This is a genomic window from Faecalibaculum rodentium, assembly GCF_001564455.1.
Classification (GTDB): domain Bacteria; phylum Bacillota_I; class Bacilli_A; order Erysipelotrichales; family Erysipelotrichaceae; genus Faecalibaculum; species Faecalibaculum rodentium.
On the sequence record NZ_CP011391.1, the window covers coordinates 399,750 to 418,017 of the forward strand.

The window sequence follows — 18,268 nt, forward strand, 5'->3', positions numbered from 1 at the left end:
AGCAAAAAAGGAGCATGAACCGGCATGCTCCTCTTTGCTGTATGATCTGCTTCCGACGGCTGCAATGGAAATGCCGCAGTCCGGTCGTGCCGTCCGGGCGGTTATTCCCCGGCTTCCTGCGCCAGGATCTGCTTGACGGCATTGTAGATCCCGTCGTGATAGACATCGGTGGTTTCTATATCCGCAAAGCTCTTGACGTAGTCCGTGGCGCTTCCCATGGCCACGCCGATGCCGGCTTTTTCCAGCATCTGTGTGTCGTTGGTGGAATCGCCGAATGCGATGGCATCCTCCCAGTCCAGACCTTCGTAGTCAAGGACTGCCTGAATGCCTTCGGCTTTGTCTGTGGCACTGTTGAAGATGTCGTAGGCAATGCCTTCGGTCTTGATGTTGATCAGATCCGAGCGCAGATTGGGGTGTGCTTCCATGAAGGCGTCCAGGCCTGCAGGATCCTTGGTGAGGATCACGGCGTTGAATACTCTGTGGCGTTTGTGGAAGGAATGTGTCGGGTCGTAGAACAGACTGTCCAGCACATTGGCATATTTGGAAAAATAATACATAGGATAGAAATCGTTGTAGATATAAGTGGCATCACCGAAATGGAACATCAGTCCATATTCGTTGTCCTTTGCCAGCTGCACAAGATCGTTGACGGTCCGCTGCACAATGGGGAAGGCGTTGATTTCATTGAGATCTCTGTCCAGGATGTAGCCGCCGTTGATCAGGACGTAATAATCAAATTCCACGCGGTCCATGATCAGCTTCATCTGATTCAGCGGCCGTCCGGTGGCGGCCACGATTTTGTAACCCGCCTGGCGCAGCTGGTCAATGGCTGCCAGGGTGGATTCCTGAATGATGTCATTCTCTGTCTGGTAGAGAGTGCCATCCATGTCGATGAACGCGATTTTATGTTTCATTGGTTAATTCTCCTTTATGTATCGATGTTATGCGGGGTTTTCAGCACCAATTTGTGCTTTTTGGGGCTTTTTGGGACCTTTCCGGATGTCCGTCTGTCACAGTCTGATTATAGCGCACCCGGGAGCTGCCTGCAGTGATGGGACATGAGGGAGCGGGTTCATTCACGCACTCCGGTTCCTTCACAGCAGGGAGGCAGGAGAGCCCCAGACAGAACCGGAACCGGCGGCATGGACCCTCATCTCCTGCAGGCGAAGAGGGGACGCTCTGCCTGCCGCAAATTTCCTGTTGCATTCTGGCATTATCTTCTGCTATACTGCTACCCGTACGCAAAGGCTCTGCAAACGAGCCTTTTCTATCGGGCCATCAATGAACCGCCCGGGTTCGTGTACCACATATGATCAGAAAGGAGATCACCTGATGCCTACAATCAACCAGTTGATCCGCAAAGGCCGCAAGGCAGGCGAAAACGTCTCCAAGTCACCGGCTCTGAACCGCGGATACAACTCCCTGAAATCCCGTCCGACCAACCTGTCTTCTCCCCAGAAGCGCGGTGTCTGCACCCGTGTCGGAACAATGACCCCGAAGAAACCTAACTCCGCTCTCCGGAAATATGCCCGTGTCCGCCTGTCCAACGGCATGGAAGTCACTGCATACATCCCCGGCATCGGCCACAACCTGCAGGAGCACTCCGTAGTGCTGATCCGCGGCGGCCGTGTCAAGGATCTGCCTGGTGTCCGCTACCACATTATCCGCGGCACACTTGACTGCGCCGGCGTTAACGACCGCAAGCAGTCCCGCTCCCTGTACGGTACAAAGAAGCCGAAGAAGTAGGAAGGAGATCTGACACATGCCGAGAAAAGGACACATTGCAAAACGTGACGTTCTGGTGGATCCCATTTACAACTCCAAGCTGGTTACCCGCCTGATCAACAAGATCATGCTCGACGGCAAGCGCGGAACAGCCCAGAACATTCTGTACAACGCCTTCGACATCGTCGAAGTGAAGACCGGCAAGCAGCCGATGGAAGTCTTCGAACAGGCCCTGGAAAACGTGATGCCCCAGCTGGAGCTGAAGCTGCGCCGTGTCGGCGGTGCCAACTACCAGGTGCCCGTGGAAGTATCCGATGAGCGCCGTCTGACGCTGGGTCTGCGCTGGCTGGTGAACTACGCCCGTCTGCGCAACGAAAAGACCATGGAGCAGCGCCTGGCAGCTGAAATCATCGACGCGGCCAACAACACCGGAGCAAGCGTGAAGAAGCGTGAATCCGTCCACAAGATGGCCGAAGCGAACAAGGCATTCGCCCACTACCGCTGGTAATTTCAAGGAAGGAATATATATATGCCTAGAGAAGTCTCCCTGAAGGATACCCGCAACATCGGAATCATGGCTCATATCGACGCCGGAAAAACGACAACGACCGAGCGTATCCTGTACTACACAGGCGTCAACCACAAAATGGGCGAGACCCACGATGGCGCCTCCACGATGGACTGGATGGCCCAGGAACAGGAACGGGGCATCACCATCACATCCGCGGCCACGACAGCATTCTGGAAGGGTCACCGGATCAACATCATCGATACTCCGGGTCACGTGGACTTCACTGTCGAAGTAGAGCGCTCCCTGCGCGTGCTGGACGGTGCGGTTACGGTTCTGGATGCAAAGGCCGGCGTAGAGCCTCAGACCGAGACTGTATGGCGTCAGGCTACGGAATACAACGTTCCGCGTATCGTGTTCGTCAACAAAATGGATGCGATCGGTGCAGACTTCATCATGTCCTGCAACACGATCGTTGACCGTCTGGGCGCAAAATCCTGCCCCATCCAGCTGCCGATCGGTGCCGAAAGCACGTTCAAGGGCATCGTGGACATCATCGAGCGCAAGGCCGAGATTTACACTAACGACCTGGGTACAAACATTGAAGTCACGGATGTTCCCGAAGACCTGCAGGATCTGACGGAAGAATACCGCATGAAGCTGCTGGAATACCTGGCAGACTACGATGAAGACTTGATGATGCAGGTCCTGGAAGGCGAAGAACCCTCTGTGGAGGAAATCAAGCGCGTCCTGCGCATTGCTGTCTGCAACGGCGACTTCTTCCCGGTACTGTGCGGTTCCGCCTACAAGAACAAAGGTGTACAGATGGTTCTGGATGCCGTGGTTGACTACCTTCCCAGCCCCCTGGACATCCCGTCAATCAACGGCACGACCCTGGATGGCGAAGCCGAGCAGCGTCACGCCTCGGATGACGAGCCGTTTGCAGCGCTGGCGTTCAAGATCGCTGCCGACCCCTTCGTAGGCAAGCTGTCCTTCTTCCGCGTCTATTCCGGAAAGGCAACGGCAGGCAGCTACGTCCTGAACTCCACAAAGAACAAGAAGGAGCGCTTCGGCCGGATCGTGCAGATGCACGCCAACGCCCGAAAGGAAATCTCCGAGGTTTATGCCGGTGACATCGCTGCGGCGGTCGGTCTGAAGAACACCACGACAGGCGACACCCTGTGCGATGAAAAGAATCCGATCATCCTGGAGTCCATGGAATTCCCGGAACCCGTGATTGAGCTGTCCCTGGAACCCAAGACAAAGGCCGACCAGGACAAGATGGGTCTGGCGCTGGCAAAACTGGCGGAAGAAGACCCCACGTTCAAGACATATACCAATGAAGAAACCGGTCAGACCATCATCGCGGGTGTCGGTGAACTTCACCTGGACATCATCGTTGACCGTCTGCGCCGCGAGTTTAAAGTGGAAGCCAATGTCGGCAAACCGCAGGTAGCCTACCGTGAAACCATCCGCGACACCGCGGAATGCGAAGGCAAGTACATCCGTCAGTCCGGTGGTAAAGGTCAGTACGGCCACGTATGGATCCGCTTCGAGCCCAACGAAGGCAAGGGCTTCGAGTTCGTGGATGCTGTCGTGGGCGGTACGGTTCCCCGTGAATTCATCAAGCCGACCAACGAAGGCCTGGTGGATGCGCTGGACAACGGCATGATTGCCGGGTATCCCGTCATTGACATCAAAGCCACTCTGTTTGACGGTTCCTACCACGATGTGGACTCCAGTGAAATGGCGTTCAAAATCGCCGCATCCATGGCGCTGAAAGAAGCTGCCAAGAAGTGCAAGCCTGTTCTGCTGGAACCCATCATGTTCGTGGAAGTCACCGCTCCCTCTGAATACCTGGGTTCTGTCATGGGCGACGTTTCCAGCCGCCGCGGCCAGATCACTGAGCAGGAAGAACGCGGCAACGCCGTGATCGTCCGTGCCATGATCCCGCTGTCGGAAATGTTTGGCTACGTCACGGATCTGCGTTCCTTCACACAGGGCCGCGGCAACTACTCCATGAAGTTCGACCACTACTCCGAGGTTCCCAAGAGCATTTCCGAGAAGATCATCAAGGAAAGCGCGTCCAACTAGCTCCGGTTTCAGTTGCCTTTATTCAAAGGCTGCAATAAAATGATTAGGACCGGATATTTTCAAAACAGGAGGAAATCAAATGGCTAAGGAAAAATTTGACAGAAGTAAAACTCACGTAAATATCGGCACCATCGGCCACGTTGACCACGGCAAGACTACGCTGACCGCTGCCATCACCAAGGTTCTTGGTGAAAAGGGTATGGCGAAGGCCACTGCCTATGATGAAATCGATGGCGCTCCCGAAGAAAAGGAACGCGGCATCACCATCAACACTGCACACGTTGAATACCAGACAGACAAGCGTCACTATGCACACGTTGACTGCCCGGGCCACGCTGACTATGTAAAGAACATGATCACCGGTGCCGCTCAGATGGACGGTGCGATCCTGGTAGTAGCCGCATCCGACGGCCCGATGCCCCAGACCCGCGAGCACATCCTGCTGGCCCGTCAGGTAGGCGTTCCCTACATCGTTGTATACCTGAACAAGTGCGACATGGTTGACGACGAAGAACTGATCGACCTGGTTGAAATGGAAGTTCGCGAACTGCTGAACGAGTATGGCTTCGATGGCGACGAAACTCCGATCATCCGCGGTTCCGCTCTGAAGGCACTGGAAGGCGATCCGAAGTACACCGGTTCCATCGACGAGCTGATGGAAGCTGTTGATACATGGATCCCCGATCCCGTACGTGAAACAGACAAGCCGTTCCTGATGGCTGTCGAAGACGTTATGACCATCTCCGGCCGTGGTACTGTAGCCACCGGACGTGTAGAGCGTGGTACAGCTCACCTGGGTGACGAAGTGGAAATCGTCGGAATCAAGCCGACCCGCAAATCCGTACTGACCGGTCTGGAAATGTTCCACAAGCAGCTGGACGAAGCACAGGCTGGCGACAACATCGGTGCTCTGCTGCGTGGTGTTGCACGTGACGAGATCCAGCGTGGACAGTGCCTGGCCAAGCCGGCTTCCGTACACCCCCACACAACCTTCAAGGCTCAGGTATATGTTCTGAGCAAGGATGAAGGCGGACGTCACACACCGTTCGTTTCCAACTACCGTCCTCAGTTCTACTTCCGTACAACTGACGTAACCGGTGTCATCACACTGCCGGAAGGCACAGAGATGGTTATGCCCGGCGACAACGTGGAAATGAACGTTGAACTGATCGCTCCGATCGCGCTGGAAAACGGTACAAAGTTCTCCATCCGTGAAGGCGGCCACACAGTTGGTGCCGGCAACGTTACCGAGATCGTAGCCTAACCTGAAACACAAAGCCCTTCGGGGCTTTTTTTGTGTTTGTCCACAGGCATTGAAAATATCTTACATATCTTTGAAAAATGTACGAAAATGACAAAGGGAACCCATAATTCTTTGACAATACGTTTCAATCGTGTTTCCATAAAATGGAACGATGAGAAAGGAGTTCAGTATGTCCAACAATACGGAAGCCAAAAACGTCAATACCAAAAGAATGACATGGTATACGCTGGCGTTTATGGCGTTCTCCACGGTATGGGGATTCGGAAATGTCGTCAATGGATTCGGCTATTTCAACGGGACACAGGTCATCTTCTCATGGATCCTGATGTTTGTTCTGTACTTCGTACCGTACGCTCTGATGGTCGGCGAGCTGGGATCGGCCTTTAAAAACCTCGGTGGAGGGGTCACCTCCTGGGTTCTGGAAACAACCAACCCGAAACTTGCCTATTATGCAGGCTATACCTACTGGGTCGTGCACATTCCTTATATTGCATCCAAGGGTTCCGGCGGTCTGAAGGCCCTGGCCTGGATGTGCCTGAAGAATTCCTGGTATGATGCTCTGCCCACATGGCAGGTTCAGCTTGCAACTGCGGTGGTGTTCCTGCTGTTCTGCTGGATCGCGACCCGTGGTCTGAGCGTTCTGAAGCCCCTGGCTTCTCTGGCCGGCACCACGATGTTTGCCATGTCGCTGCTCTACATCCTCATGATGTTTGCGGCACCGGCCATCAACCCGGCTGCCAGCTTCTCCAACATTGACTGGAGCTGGGAAAACATCATCCCGCAGTTCAACGTACAGTACTTTACATCGCTGTCGATCCTTGTGTTCGCTGTCGGCGGATGCGAGAAGATCTCTCCGTATGTAAACAAGGTTGAAAACCCGGCCAAGAACTTCCCGAAGGGCATGATCGCGCTGGCCATCATGGTCATGGTCTGCGCCATTCTGGGTACCATCGCCATGGCTCTGGTGTTCTCTCCGGTGACCATGACAGTGGCAGCGGATGGAACCATCGCCGGTGCAGAAGTGACTGCCGGCAGCTCTTTCCAGGTATTTGCCCTTGGCCAGAATGCACAGACGATCAAGGATGCAGTGGCTGCAGCCGGTTCCGCCGGTGTGGATCCTGCCGTGATCGATGGATGGGTAACTGCACAGACCGGTCAGGATTTTGCGATGGCCATGACCAGCACAGGCTTCATTGCCAACGGTCAGTACGAAGCCATGCGTGAGCTTGGCGGCCTGTACCACGTCGGCAACCTGTTTGTCATTCTGTACGGTGCCTGCAACGCCATCGGCCAGTTCTCCACTCTGACGCTGTCCATCGACGCGCCCCTGCGGATGCTGCTGGATGACGAAAACGCACGTCAGTATGTTCCGAAAGCACTGCTCAAGCAGAACCGGTTTGGTGCCTACACCAATGGTATCCTGCTGATCGTTGTTCTCTCCGGTGCCATCATTGCCATCCAGCTGATGGGATCCGGCGCAAGCGACGTCATCGCATGGCTGACCCGTCTGAACTCCGTCTGCATGCCGATGCGTTATCTGTGGGTATTCTTCGCCTACATCATGCTGCGTAGACAGAGTGCAAAATTCCCGCGGGAATATGAATTCGTCAAGAACAACGGCGTGGCCCTGTTCTTCGGCTTCTGGTGCTTCTTCGTTACGGCAGCCTGCTGTCTGATGGGAACCATTGACCTGAGCGATATGGGCCGGACAGTTCTGAACATCGCCGCTCCGATCGTGTACCTGCTCCTGGGTATGATCATGCCCATGATCCGCAAGCGCGAAGACGAAAAAGGCGCGTAAAGGCACGTATAAGAATTGCTCATTATAAAGGGAGACTCCGGTCTCCTTTTTTTCATAAGGGAGGGATCCTGTTTCAGAGACCGCTTCTTTGCCCCGTGCCGTGGGGTGCCCGACGGACCTCGGGGGACAAAGGACGCGGGAAATGCTAAACTTTCTAATGGAGGAACTTACACTATGAATTATTTGGATACAGCGAAAGAGCTGACAGAATTTATCCGGAAATCACCCAGTATGTTCCACACCATTCACACGGTGCGGGAATACCTGGATGCAGAAGGATTCACATATCTGCCGGAAGGGCAGGCCTGGCAGGTGCAGCCTCATGGCCGGTATTACACCACGCGAAACGGCAGCAGCCTGATCGCCTTCAAGACAGGCAGCGACATCACGGATTTCCATTTCCAGATGACAGCGGCACACTCCGATTCTCCGTGCTACAAGGTAAAGACAGTGGCGGAGCTGGAGGGACCCAATGAATACCTGAAGCTGGATGTGGAGGCCTATGGCGGCATGATCGACTCCACCTGGCTGGACCGTCCGCTGACTGTCGGCGGCCGTGTGTTTGTCCGGGAAGGAAACGGCATGAAAAGTCATCTGCTGTACATCGACCGGGACATCCTGCTGATCCCCAACGTGGCGATCCATTTCAACCGTCAGGTCAATGACGGGTACAAATTCAACCGCCAGGTGGACCTGCTGCCGCTGTTTTCCGCCGGGGCACTGAAAAAAGGCGCCTTTGATGAAATGGTGGCGAGTGAACTCGGTGTGGCAAAGGAAGACATCCTGGCCAAGGACCTGTTCCTGGTAAACCGGGAAACCGGCAGGGTATGGGGCTATGAAGACGAGTTCGTATCCAGCCCGAAGCTGGATGACCTGGAGTGCTCGTTTGCGAGCCTGAAGGCCTTCATTGCGGCGGACAACCCGAAGAGCGTGAATGTCTACTGCTGTCTGGACAACGAGGAAGTGGGATCCAACACGAAACAGGGTGCAATGAGCACATTCCTGAAGGACACACTGACAAGAATCGCCTCCTGTCTGGGATATTCGGAGGAGGAATACCTGCAGGCTGTGGCTAAGTCCTTCATGGTTTCCTGCGACAACGCCCATGCGGTTCATCCCAACCACCCGGAGAAAACCGATGCGGTCAACTGCTGCTGGCTCAATGGCGGCATTGTCATCAAGGAAAGCGCAAACCAGAAATACACAACGGATGCCTATTCCCGGGCGCTGTTCACAGCCATCATGAACACGGCAGGAGTGCCGGTGCAGACATTCGCCAACCGCTCCGATGTCCTGGGCGGCAGCACGCTGGGAAACCTCTCCAACATCCAGGTTTCCGTGAATGCGGTGGATATCGGCCTGGCACAGCTTGCGATGCACTCGAGTTTTGAAACCGCCGGTTCAAAGGACCCCGAGTACATGATCAGGGGACTGACGGCATATTTTGAAACCGACGTCCGGATCCAGGAAAGCGAAGGAGCACTGTTCGAATAATGGCAGCGATGCCCTATCCCTGGCTGTCGGCCACAGACAAGAGCCTGCTGGACAGTGAAGAGGTCCTGGCTGCCATTGACCGAAAGAACTGGTCCAGAGGCAAAAAGGACCTGTATGCACAGTATTACCTCGAGCAGCGTGCAAAGTACGTGGAAGAAGAGCGGATGAAGGACTTCCGGCTGAATGCTGCGGATCTGAAATCCTGGCGGCGTCAGTCGGCCTTCAGGCGGTTTGCATCGGAGTACGAACGACAGCAGCTGGAGAAATTCCGGATCAGCGGGATGATCACCACCATCTGCATGACCCTGGTCCTGTTCTTTGCCAAGGCGATGTGGGAGGGGGAGTATTTCATCAACTTCTCCGTGGATGCGATTGTCGGCACCATTGCCCTTGTCGTGGCAGCGAGCCAGTACCGGATCAAGTACAGCGTTATCACGAAGTTCACACGCAGCCGGGATTATATCCTCATGGATGTTTTGAGTGTTCTTCTTTGTCTGCTTCTGAAGGTGTGGCTGCCTGCCAGTCTGGATTTCTCTCTGTTTGTCCTGCTCATGAATTATTTCCTGCAGAAGAAGCGCTTCGAGGAATCCGAGGCGGCTTTCCTGAAAGAAAACTGACAGCCTGAACACCTGCTGACGGGAAGGATCCTGACGGCAGGTGTTTTGTTGCTGCCGGGCAGCTTGAATGTACACGCTGCACGGCAGACCGGATATCCGCAGCAGTCCGGGACCTGCTGGCAGGCAGCGGCAGGCAGGAGAGACCGGGGTGACTGTTGCGCAATGTGGCCAGCCGGTATATGATTCAGGTGCACTCAAATCTTCAGGGCAGGGTGAAAGTCCCTACTGGCGGTATACTCCGCGAACCTTCGGGCCGAGCCGGTGAAACTCCGGCAGCAACAGTGACAGTCTGGATGAAAGAAGAGCTTTTTTTGCGCGCGTCCGCAGTGAAGCACCTCGAAGATTTACGGGGTGCTGTCGAACAGGAGGTACGCATGAAAAATCTATCGACAAAAAAAATCGCGCTGGCGGGCATGATCATTGCTCTCTGCATGGCAGTGACGCTGCTGATCCGGCTCCCGCTGGTGCCGGCAGTCCCGTTTCTGAAGTTTGACGGCAAGGATACCATCCTGGCCATTGCGGGGTTCATTTTCGGGGCGGGCTACAGCCTGCTTCTGACGGTGGCCACCTGCTGTCTGGAACCGTTTTTTACAGGAAACGCCACCTGGGTGGATGTGGTGATGAACATCATCAGCACGGTATCCTTTGTCTGCACTGCCGCTGTGCTGTACAAACGGTGGCACACCAAAACAGGCGCCATGAAGGCGCTGCTGGCAGGATCTGTCTGCCAGATCCTGGTCATGACAATCTGGAATTATGTGGTGGACCCGTTTTATTTTCATATGCCGCGTGCTGCTGTCGTACAGATGCTGCCGTGGATCGCACTGTTCAATGTCCTCAAGTGCGGACTGAACAGCGGCATCACACTGTTCATCTACAAGCCGGTGGTCACGGCCCTGCGAAGCCGGGGGCTCGCACCCGAGAGCCATCCGGGCACTTCGGACGGTCGAAGCTATGCCTATGCAGGCGGATTCGTGCTGCTCACGGCGCTGCTTGTCTGCCTGTGTGTGGCCGGACTTATCTGAGACACTGCCAAACCGGCAGCGCATCAGCCAACAGGAGGAATGACAAATGGAATTCGGTACAGCCGAAAAAATACTCTGGGAGAAGCTGGGGGACTGGAAAATCATGGCCCTTGCTTCCTGTGAAGATGACTATCCCATGGTCCGCAATATCAGCGCCATCATGTACGACGGGAAAATCTGGTTCAAGACCGACAGGAATTTCAGAAAAACACAGCAGCTGATTGCAAACCCCCGCGTGGCTCTTTGCTGGAACGGTGTGCAGATGGAAGGCCTGGCCGAGATCTGCGGCCTGGTGGTGGAAGAACCGGGTCGTGTGTTTGAGAAGAAATACCGGGAATACCTGTGGCAGAGCTACAACCGGTACTCTCATGAAGATACGGAAATCCTCGTATGTGTCGAACCGAGGTTCGTGGAAATCTGGGATGAGGATGAGGACCGGAATGCCTTTCAGATCTTCCTGGATTTCAACCAGGAGACAGCTGAGAAAAAAATGTACGATGTTGAAGAAGAGGGTTGAACCGCCCTCTTTTCTTATGCTATTATCTTTGAGCATTGCGTAGAAGTGCGAGGTTGCTGACCCACTGAAAAGCGTTGTCATGGTTGGGTTGGGGAATTCGCATGGAGCTATGTTTATCTGAGAATAAACGAAAGGAGCAAACCATGGCAAACAACACAATGAGAATCCGCTTGAAGGCGTACGAGCACCGTATCCTCGACGAATCGGCCAAGAAGATCGTCGACGCTGCTGAAAAGCACGGTGCCAAGAAGGTGATCGGGCCCGTACCCCTGCCGACAGAAAAGCAGGTGGTCACGATCCTGCGCGCTGTCCACAAATACAAGGACAGCCGCGAGCAGTTCGAGATGCGTACGCACAAGCGTTTGATTGAGATCGTTGCGCCGAACAAGGAAACAATCGATTCTTTACAGCGATTAGAACTTCCCAGCGGTGTTGACATCGAGATTAAACTTTAATGGAGGTGTCAGAAATGAAAGGACTTTTAGGAAGAAAACTGGGCATGACGCAGGTTTTCACAGAAGACGGAACGCTCATTCCGGTGACTGTGATCGAGGCGTCCCCCAACGTGGTTCTGCAGCTGAAAACTGCTGAGACAGACGGATACGAAGCCGTACAGCTGGGCTTCGAAGACGTGAAGGAACAGCGCGCGACCAAAGGCGAAAAAGGACACTGCGCCAAAGCCGGCACAGGTCCCAAGCGTTTCGTGCGCGAGGTCCGCGATGCGGACATGGATGTCAAAGTCGGCGACACAGTCGGCGTGGACATCTTTGCCCCGGGTGAAACGGTGGATGTCATCGGCACCAGCAAGGGCAAAGGCTACCAGGGCACCATTTACCGGAACAACGCACATCAGGGACCGAAGACACACGGTGGATCCAAGAACATCCGCCACATCGGGTCTCTGGCAACCAACGGTATCACCTCCCGTCAGGGACGCATCATGAAGGGTACTGCGATGCCCGGTCATGAAGGCCACCTGCGTGTCACTGCGCAGAACCTGACGGTCATCAAGGTAGATCCCGAAAACAATTACGTGCTGATCAAGGGCAATGTCCCGGGACCGAAAAAGGGCATGGTCATGATCCGCACTGCAAAGACCAGCAAGGGCGACAAGGAACCTGTTGTGCTGGTTGACTACAGCAAGGAGGTCCAGGAATAATGGCTCAGATCGATGTGATCAACCGCAAGGGCGAAGTGGTCGGCTCCATTGAGCTCAACGACGCCGTATTCGCGATCGAACCGAACCAGCAGGCGCTGTTCGATGCGATCATCATGCAGCAGGCCGGCAAGCGCCAGGGCACTGCAGCAACCAAGGGACGCAGCCAGGTTTCCGGCGGCGGACGCAAGCCCTATCGCCAGAAAGGCACAGGCCGCGCCCGTCAGGGTTCCATCCGTGCTCCGCAGTATCGTGGCGGCGGAACGGTGTTCGGTGCAACGCCCCGTGACTACTCCTACAAAATCAACAAGAAGGTACGCCGCCTGGCCCTGAAGTCCGCTCTCTCCGAGAAGCTGGCCGAAGAGGCATTCGGCGTGATGGACAACCTGGTGATGGATGCCCCGAAAACCAAGGATTTCAAGGCAATCGTGGAAGCCATCCAGGCTCCGAAGAAAACGCTGTTCATTGTTGGAATGGAAGAGGATACAGACAACGCCTACATGTCCAGCCGCAACCTGCCGGGCATTTCCATGATGAACTCCAACGGCATCAACGTCTACGATCTGGTCAATGCCAACAGGATCGTGCTGACGGAAGCCGCCGTCAAAGAAATTGAGGAGGCTCTGGCATAATGAAGGACTACAGAGACATCATCCTGCGCCCGGTCATCACCGAAAAGTCGATGAAGCTGATGGCGGATGACAACAAAGTAACGTTCAAGGTGGCACCCACTGCCAACAAGATCGAAGTCAGGAATGCGGTGGAAAAGCTCTTCAATGTGAAGGTGACCAACGTGAACATCCTGAACACAGCTGACAAGAAGAAGCGCGTCGGACGCCACACAGGTGTTGTCCGCGGTTTCAAGAAAGCAGTCGTGACTCTGGCCGAAGGCAGCAGCATCAATCTGTTCGGCGAAGAGTAAAACAGGGAGAAGACGCTATTTCCTGTATAAACATTGCGTAACAGGAGGAACCAAAGGCCATGCCTATCAAGAAATATAAACCTACCACTCCCGGCCGCCGTGGAATGACGACTCTGACGAAGGAAGAGATCACCAAGTCCACACCGGAAAAAAGCCTGCTTGCTCCGCTGAGCAAGAACGGCGGCCGCAACAACAATGGACGCATCACGACCCGTCACAAAGGCGGCGGACACAAGCGTCACTACCGGATCATCGACTTCAAGCGCACAAAGGACGGCATCCCCGCCACTGTGTCCGCGATCGAATACGATCCCAACCGTTCCGCAAACATTGCCCTGCTGACTTATGCAGATGGCGAAAAGCGGTACATCCTGGCTCCCAAGGGTCTGGAAGTCGGAACGAAAATCGTTTCCGGACCGGAGACGGATGTCCGCACCGGCAACTGCATGGAACTGCGCAACATGCCTGAAGGTACGGTTGTTCACAACGTTGAGCTGAAGCCCGGCAAGGGCGGGCAGATGGCACGCTCCGCAGGCAGCTCCGCTCAGATCCTGGGTATTGAAGACAAGTATGTCACCCTGCGTCTGACTTCCGGCGAAGTCCGCAAGGTGCTCGGTACCTGCCGTGCCACGATTGGCACAGTGGGCAACGAAGACCACAGCCTGGTGAACCTGGGCAAGGCCGGCCGTTCCCGCTGGCTGGGCATCCGCCCGACTGTCCGCGGTTCTGTCATGAACCCGAACGACCACCCGCACGGTGGTGGTGAAGGCCGTACCCCGATCGGCCGCAAGGCACCCATGACTCCCTGGGGCAAGAAAGCTCTGGGTGTGAAGACCCGCAACAAGAAGAAGGCGAGCACGAAACTGATCGTACGCCGCCGCAACGGGAAGTAAGAGGAGGAAATCATGAGCCGCAGTCTGAAAAAAGGCCCGTTCGTCGACGACCACCTGATGAAGAAGGTGGAGGCGCTGAACGCTGCCAATAAAAAAGAAGTCATCAAGACATGGAGCCGTCGCTCTACGATCTTCCCTCAGTTCGTGGAACACACATTTGCTGTGCACAATGGCAAGGAACACGTTCCCGTCTATGTAACGGAAGATATGGTAGGACACAAGCTCGGTGAGTTTGTGCCCACCCGCAAATATACCGGCCACGCTTCTGACGACAAGAAGGGCCGCAAGTAGGAGGCAAGGACAATGGAAGTGAAAGCAACAGCCAAAACTCTGAGGATCCAGCCCCGCAAGGCCCGCCTGGTCCTGAACCTGATTCGGGGCAAGGACGTGGAAGAAGCTGCAGCCATCTGCAAGTTTCTGCCCAACAAGGGTGGTGCAATGGTCGGAAAGGTTCTGAAATCCGCCGTTGCCAACGCAGTGAACAATCACGACCTCGACGAAGACAAACTCTATGTCAAGGCCTGCTGGGCTGACGAGGGCATTACGATGAAGCGCTACATGCCCCGCGCCAAGGGTTCCGCGAGTCCCATCAACAAGAGAACCAGCCACATCACCGTGGTTGTGGCCGAGAAAGAGTAGGAGGTCCGAATGGGTCAGAAAGTAAGTCCGATCGGCATGCGTGTCGGCATCATCCGCGACTGGCAGTCCCGGTGGTATGCAGACGATAAGGAATTCGGCAAGCTGCTGATCGAAGATGTGAATATCCGCAACTTCATCGAAAAATATTATGCTGGTCTGTCCGCAAAGGCGGCTGACCGCCGGAAGGCAGATCCCCAGATCTCCCGCATTGAAATTGAACGCTGCAAGAACCGGATGACGATCATCATCCGTACTGCTCACCCCGGTGTGGTAATCGGCCAGGAAGGCAAGTCCATCGACGGCCTGCGTAAGCAGCTGGAAAAGATGACGAATGTCAAGAACATCCAGATCAACGTTGTGGAAGTAGCCAACCCGAACCTGGATGCACGTCTGGTTGCACGCTGGATCGCCAACGAACTGGAAGGCCGTAAATCTTTCCGTGCCACCCAGAAGAAGGCCATTCAGAACACCATGCGTGCCGGTGCCAAGGGCATCAAGACCCAGGTTTCCGGCCGTCTTGGCGGTGCGGACATCGCCCGCTCCGAGGGATATTCCGAGGGTGTCGTGCCTCTGCACACTCTGCGCAGCGACATCGACTACGCATGGGAAGAGGCTTCCACAACCTATGGCCGTCTGGGCGTCAAAGTCTGGATCTGCCGCGGTGAAGTCCTGCCCGGCGAAATGGTGAAGGAACCGGAAGCTCCGAAACAGCGTCCGATGCGCGGACGCCGCAAGGGCCGCAACGACCGTGGCGGACGCCCCGGTGGACGCGGACCCCGCCGTGATCAGAATGCCGGCAGCCGTCCTCAGGCTGATGCTGCCGCCAAGGGAGGTAACGACGATGTTAATGCCTAAGAGGACCAAATACCGCCGTCCTCACCGCCTGTCCTACGAAGGCCGTGCAAAAGCCGGCCGGAACGTGGACTTCGGCGAATACGGCCTGGTCGCAGAATCCGGAAACTATGTTTCCAACCGTCAGATCGAAGCTGCACGTATTGCCATGACACGTTACATGAAGCGAGGCGGCAAGGTGTGGATCCGGATTTTCCCGCACATGGCAAGAACCAAAAAGCCTCTGGAAGTCCGCATGGGTTCCGGTAAGGGTGCACCCGAAGGATGGGTTGCTGTCGTAAAACCCGGCCGCGTAATGTTCGAGGTCGGCGGTGTCAGCGAGGAAGTGGCACGTGAGGCCCTGCGTCTTGCAGCTCACAAGCTTCCCGTCAAGACACGGTTTGTGAAAAAAGGAGAAGCTCTCTAATGAAGGCGAATGAAATACGTGAAATGAGCAATGAAGAGCTCGTAAAGCAGATCGACGTCCTGAAGGATGAGCTCTTCAATCTGCGTTTCCAGCAGGCGACCGGTCAGCTGGAAAACACTGCACGTCTGAAGCAGGTCAAGAAAGACATCGCACGCATCAAGACAATTCAGACAGAGCGTGCAAATGCGAAGTAAGGAGACCAGAATGGAACAGAGAAACGCCCGTAAGACATATCGCGGCACTGTCGTATCTGACAAGATGGACAAGACCATTACGGTCGCCGTAGAAACAAAGAAGACACACCCGCTGTATGGCAAACGTGTCAAGTATACAAAGAAATTCAAAGCGCATGACGAACAGAACGCGGCACATGAAGGCGATACAGTGCTGATCATGGAAACCCGTCCTCTGTCTGCCACCAAGCGTTTCCGCCTGGTGGAGATCGTCGAGAAGGCGCGCGGATAGAACGGAGGATACCATGATCCAGAATGAAAGCCGTCTGCGTGTGGCCGACAACACGGGTGCCAAGGAAGTCCTGGTCATCCGCAATCTCGGCGGCAGCGTCAGAAAGTTCTCCAACATCGGTGATGTGGTCGTCTGCACCGTAAAGCAGGCTGCTCCCGGCGGCACTGTAAAAAAAGGCGACGTGGTGAAGGGTGTCATCGTACGTACAAAACGCGGTGTGCGCCGTGACAACGGTACATACATCCGGTTTGATGACAACGCCGTCGTTCTGATCAAGGACGACAAAACACCCCGCGGCACCCGTATTTTCGGGCCTGTCGCCCGTGAACTCCGTGACCGGGACTATATGAAGATCGTGTCCCTGGCACCGGAAGTACTGTAGGAGGTCCAGCATGAGAATCAAAAAAGGCGATAAAGTCAAAGTGATTGCCGGTGCCTACAAGGGTACTGTCGCAGAAGTGAAACAGGCTTTCCCCCGGGAAGGGAAAGTCATTGTGGAAGGCGTCAACATGGTCAAGAAGCACATGAAGCCCACCCAGGCAAACCCGGATGGCGGCATCATCGAGAAAGAGGCAAAGATCGACGTTTCCAACGTTATGGCATATGACGAAAAGGCCAAGACTGCCAGCCGTGTAGGCTACAAGTTCGTGGAAAACAAGGACGGCAGCCAGACCAAAGTCCGCTACTACAAGAAGAGCGGCAACATTATCAAGGACTAGGAGGGTTTATGAACCGTTTACAGGAAAAATATACAAACGACGTAGTCCCTCAGTTGATGAAAGACTTCGGATACACCTCCATCATGGAAGTGCCGAAGATCGAAAAAGTGGTCATCAATGTGGGCGTTGGCGACGCCATCCAGAACTCCAAGCTGCTGGACGAGGCAGTGGAGGAAATGGCTGCCATCACCGGGCAGAAGCCGGTCATCACCAAGGCCAAGAAGTCCATCGCGAACTTCAAACTGCGTGAAGGCATGCCCATCGGAGCCAAGACAACGCTTCGTTCGGAGAAAATGTACGAATTCCTCGACAAGCTGTTCAACATCTCCCTCCCCCGTGTACGTGACTTCCGTGGTGTCAGCGATACGAGCTTTGACGGCCGCGGCAACTACACCCTGGGTGTGAAGGAACAGATCATTTTCCCGGAAATCGATTTCGACAAGGTCAACCGGACCCGCGGTATGGATGTCGTCATTGTCACGACAGCCAAAACCAACGAGGAAGCCAAGGCGCTGCTTGCAGGCCTGGGCATGCCCTTCAAGAAGTAGGCAAGGAGCGAACAATGGCTAAAAAAGCAATGATCAACAAGCAGCAGCGTCCTGCGAAATACAAAGTTCGCGAGTACACCCGCTGCGAACGGTGCGGCCGCCCGCATTCCGTTCTGAGAAAATACAAACTGTGCCGCATCTGCTTCCGTGAACTGGCTTACAAGGGCCAGATCCCGGGTGTGAAGAAGGCCAGCTGGTAAGAAGGAGGCGTGTTTCAATGATTATGACAGATCCCATCGCGGATATGCTGACACGCATCCGCAACGGTCTCGCTGCAAAGCACGAAACCGTGACAATGCCTTCCAGCAAGGAAAAGGCAGCCATTGCCAAAATCCTGCTGGATGAAGGCTACATCAACGGCTACAAAGTCGAAGGCGACACCAAGAAGACACTGACGATTGACCTGAAATATGGCAAGAACGGCGAAAAAGTCATCAGCGGACTTCGCCGGATCTCCAAACCCGGTCTGCGTGTCTATGCAAAAGTGGAAAACCTGCCCCGCGTCCTGAACGGACTGGGAACAGCCCTGATTTCCACCTCCGGCGGTATGATGACCGACCGGGATGCCCGCAAGAAGAACATGGGCGGCGAAGTCATCGCCTATATCTGGTAATAGAAGGAGA

General features: G+C 55.0%; 26 protein-coding genes and 1 riboswitch. Of the genes, 25 read left to right on the forward strand and 1 reads right to left on the reverse strand.

All coding sequences use genetic code 11. The features are described 5' to 3' along the window. Positions 1–101: 101 nt before the first annotated feature. On the reverse strand, positions 102–914 hold the full coding sequence (locus aalo17_RS01895; protein ID WP_067554855.1) for a Cof-type HAD-IIB family hydrolase: 813 nt from the start codon (positions 912–914) through the stop codon (positions 102–104). Positions 915–1,332: 418 nt separating this feature from the next. Between aalo17_RS01895 and rpsL the strand changes: the two genes are divergently transcribed. From rpsL to rpsH, 25 genes are all read left to right on the forward strand, one after another. Next, complete coding sequence (rpsL, locus tag aalo17_RS01900) at positions 1,333–1,746, forward strand: 30S ribosomal protein S12 (RefSeq protein WP_067554858.1); 414 nt, start codon at positions 1,333–1,335, stop codon at positions 1,744–1,746. A 16-nt stretch (positions 1,747–1,762) separates the two neighbouring features. Further along, on the forward strand, positions 1,763–2,233 hold the full coding sequence (gene rpsG, locus aalo17_RS01905) for a 30S ribosomal protein S7 (protein ID WP_067554861.1): 471 nt from the start codon (positions 1,763–1,765) through the stop codon (positions 2,231–2,233). Between the two features lie 21 nt (positions 2,234–2,254). After that, a complete protein-coding gene (fusA, locus tag aalo17_RS01910) occupies positions 2,255–4,327 on the forward strand; it encodes an elongation factor G (protein ID WP_067554864.1) in 2,073 nt (690 codons plus the stop codon). Between the two features lie 79 nt (positions 4,328–4,406). After that, positions 4,407–5,591 (forward strand): elongation factor Tu, encoded by a 1,185-nt coding sequence (tuf, locus tag aalo17_RS01915; protein ID WP_067554867.1) that lies wholly within the window; start codon positions 4,407–4,409, stop codon positions 5,589–5,591. A gap of 169 nt (positions 5,592–5,760) precedes the next feature. Continuing rightward, positions 5,761–7,392 (forward strand): APC family permease, encoded by a 1,632-nt coding sequence (locus aalo17_RS01920; RefSeq protein WP_067554870.1) that lies wholly within the window; start codon positions 5,761–5,763, stop codon positions 7,390–7,392. 174 nt (positions 7,393–7,566) lie between these two features. After that, on the forward strand, positions 7,567–8,886 hold the full coding sequence (locus tag aalo17_RS01925; RefSeq protein WP_067554873.1) for a M18 family aminopeptidase: 1,320 nt from the start codon (positions 7,567–7,569) through the stop codon (positions 8,884–8,886). After that, positions 8,886–9,503, forward strand: a complete 618-nt coding sequence (locus aalo17_RS01930; protein ID WP_067554875.1) for a hypothetical protein — start codon at positions 8,886–8,888, stop codon at positions 9,501–9,503. The genes aalo17_RS01925 and aalo17_RS01930 overlap by 1 nt, the downstream gene beginning before the upstream one ends. Before the next feature lie 194 nt (positions 9,504–9,697). Then, positions 9,698–9,812: riboswitch (FMN riboswitch) on the forward strand. 65 nt (positions 9,813–9,877) lie between these two features. Beyond that, on the forward strand, positions 9,878–10,528 hold the full coding sequence (locus tag aalo17_RS01935) for an ECF transporter S component (protein ID WP_067554878.1): 651 nt from the start codon (positions 9,878–9,880) through the stop codon (positions 10,526–10,528). A gap of 46 nt (positions 10,529–10,574) precedes the next feature. Then, complete coding sequence (locus aalo17_RS01940) at positions 10,575–11,045, forward strand: pyridoxamine 5'-phosphate oxidase family protein (protein ID WP_067554881.1); 471 nt, start codon at positions 10,575–10,577, stop codon at positions 11,043–11,045. 143 nt (positions 11,046–11,188) lie between these two features. After that, entirely contained in the window at positions 11,189–11,500 is a 312-nt protein-coding gene (rpsJ, locus tag aalo17_RS01945; RefSeq protein ID WP_067554884.1) for a 30S ribosomal protein S10, read from the forward strand. A 14-nt stretch (positions 11,501–11,514) separates the two neighbouring features. Further along, positions 11,515–12,204, forward strand: a complete 690-nt coding sequence (gene rplC / locus aalo17_RS01950; RefSeq protein ID WP_067554887.1) for a 50S ribosomal protein L3 — start codon at positions 11,515–11,517, stop codon at positions 12,202–12,204. After that, entirely contained in the window at positions 12,204–12,833 is a 630-nt protein-coding gene (gene rplD, locus aalo17_RS01955) for a 50S ribosomal protein L4 (RefSeq protein ID WP_067554890.1), read from the forward strand. Before rplC ends, rplD begins: the two co-directional genes overlap by 1 nt. Further along, entirely contained in the window at positions 12,833–13,123 is a 291-nt protein-coding gene (gene rplW / locus aalo17_RS01960; RefSeq protein ID WP_067554893.1) for a 50S ribosomal protein L23, read from the forward strand. The genes rplD and rplW overlap by 1 nt, the downstream gene beginning before the upstream one ends. 59 nt (positions 13,124–13,182) lie before the next feature. Next, positions 13,183–14,016, forward strand: coding sequence for a 50S ribosomal protein L2 (rplB, locus tag aalo17_RS01965; protein WP_067554896.1), 834 nt, complete (start codon positions 13,183–13,185; stop codon positions 14,014–14,016). A 12-nt stretch (positions 14,017–14,028) separates the two neighbouring features. Continuing rightward, positions 14,029–14,307: a 30S ribosomal protein S19 gene (gene rpsS, locus aalo17_RS01970; RefSeq protein ID WP_067554899.1), complete on the forward strand. Its 279-nt coding sequence runs from the start codon at positions 14,029–14,031 to the stop codon at positions 14,305–14,307. Between the two features lie 12 nt (positions 14,308–14,319). After that, positions 14,320–14,655, forward strand: coding sequence for a 50S ribosomal protein L22 (gene rplV, locus aalo17_RS01975; RefSeq protein ID WP_067554902.1), 336 nt, complete (start codon positions 14,320–14,322; stop codon positions 14,653–14,655). A gap of 9 nt (positions 14,656–14,664) precedes the next feature. Further along, positions 14,665–15,510: a 30S ribosomal protein S3 gene (gene rpsC, locus aalo17_RS01980; protein ID WP_067554905.1), complete on the forward strand. Its 846-nt coding sequence runs from the start codon at positions 14,665–14,667 to the stop codon at positions 15,508–15,510. Further along, positions 15,497–15,913: a 50S ribosomal protein L16 gene (rplP, locus tag aalo17_RS01985; RefSeq protein ID WP_067554908.1), complete on the forward strand. Its 417-nt coding sequence runs from the start codon at positions 15,497–15,499 to the stop codon at positions 15,911–15,913. The genes rpsC and rplP overlap by 14 nt, the downstream gene beginning before the upstream one ends. Then, positions 15,913–16,107 (forward strand): 50S ribosomal protein L29, encoded by a 195-nt coding sequence (rpmC, locus tag aalo17_RS01990; RefSeq protein WP_067554911.1) that lies wholly within the window; start codon positions 15,913–15,915, stop codon positions 16,105–16,107. Before rplP ends, rpmC begins: the two co-directional genes overlap by 1 nt. A 10-nt stretch (positions 16,108–16,117) precedes the next feature. Further along, on the forward strand, positions 16,118–16,378 hold the full coding sequence (rpsQ, locus tag aalo17_RS01995) for a 30S ribosomal protein S17 (protein WP_067554914.1): 261 nt from the start codon (positions 16,118–16,120) through the stop codon (positions 16,376–16,378). 13 nt (positions 16,379–16,391) lie between these two features. Then, the gene (gene rplN / locus aalo17_RS02000; RefSeq protein ID WP_067554917.1) at positions 16,392–16,760 is read left to right on the forward strand and encodes a 50S ribosomal protein L14; all 369 of its coding nucleotides are present in this window, start codon (positions 16,392–16,394) and stop codon (positions 16,758–16,760) included. A 10-nt stretch (positions 16,761–16,770) separates the two neighbouring features. Then, positions 16,771–17,097, forward strand: coding sequence for a 50S ribosomal protein L24 (gene rplX / locus aalo17_RS02005; RefSeq protein ID WP_067554919.1), 327 nt, complete (start codon positions 16,771–16,773; stop codon positions 17,095–17,097). Between the two features lie 8 nt (positions 17,098–17,105). Next, a complete protein-coding gene (gene rplE, locus aalo17_RS02010) occupies positions 17,106–17,645 on the forward strand; it encodes a 50S ribosomal protein L5 (RefSeq protein WP_067554921.1) in 540 nt (179 codons plus the stop codon). Between the two features lie 14 nt (positions 17,646–17,659). Continuing rightward, positions 17,660–17,845, forward strand: coding sequence for a type Z 30S ribosomal protein S14 (locus aalo17_RS02015; RefSeq protein ID WP_067554924.1), 186 nt, complete (start codon positions 17,660–17,662; stop codon positions 17,843–17,845). A gap of 17 nt (positions 17,846–17,862) precedes the next feature. Continuing rightward, the gene (rpsH, locus tag aalo17_RS02020) at positions 17,863–18,258 is read left to right on the forward strand and encodes a 30S ribosomal protein S8 (RefSeq protein ID WP_067554927.1); all 396 of its coding nucleotides are present in this window, start codon (positions 17,863–17,865) and stop codon (positions 18,256–18,258) included. The last annotated feature ends 10 nt before the right edge of the window (positions 18,259–18,268 follow it).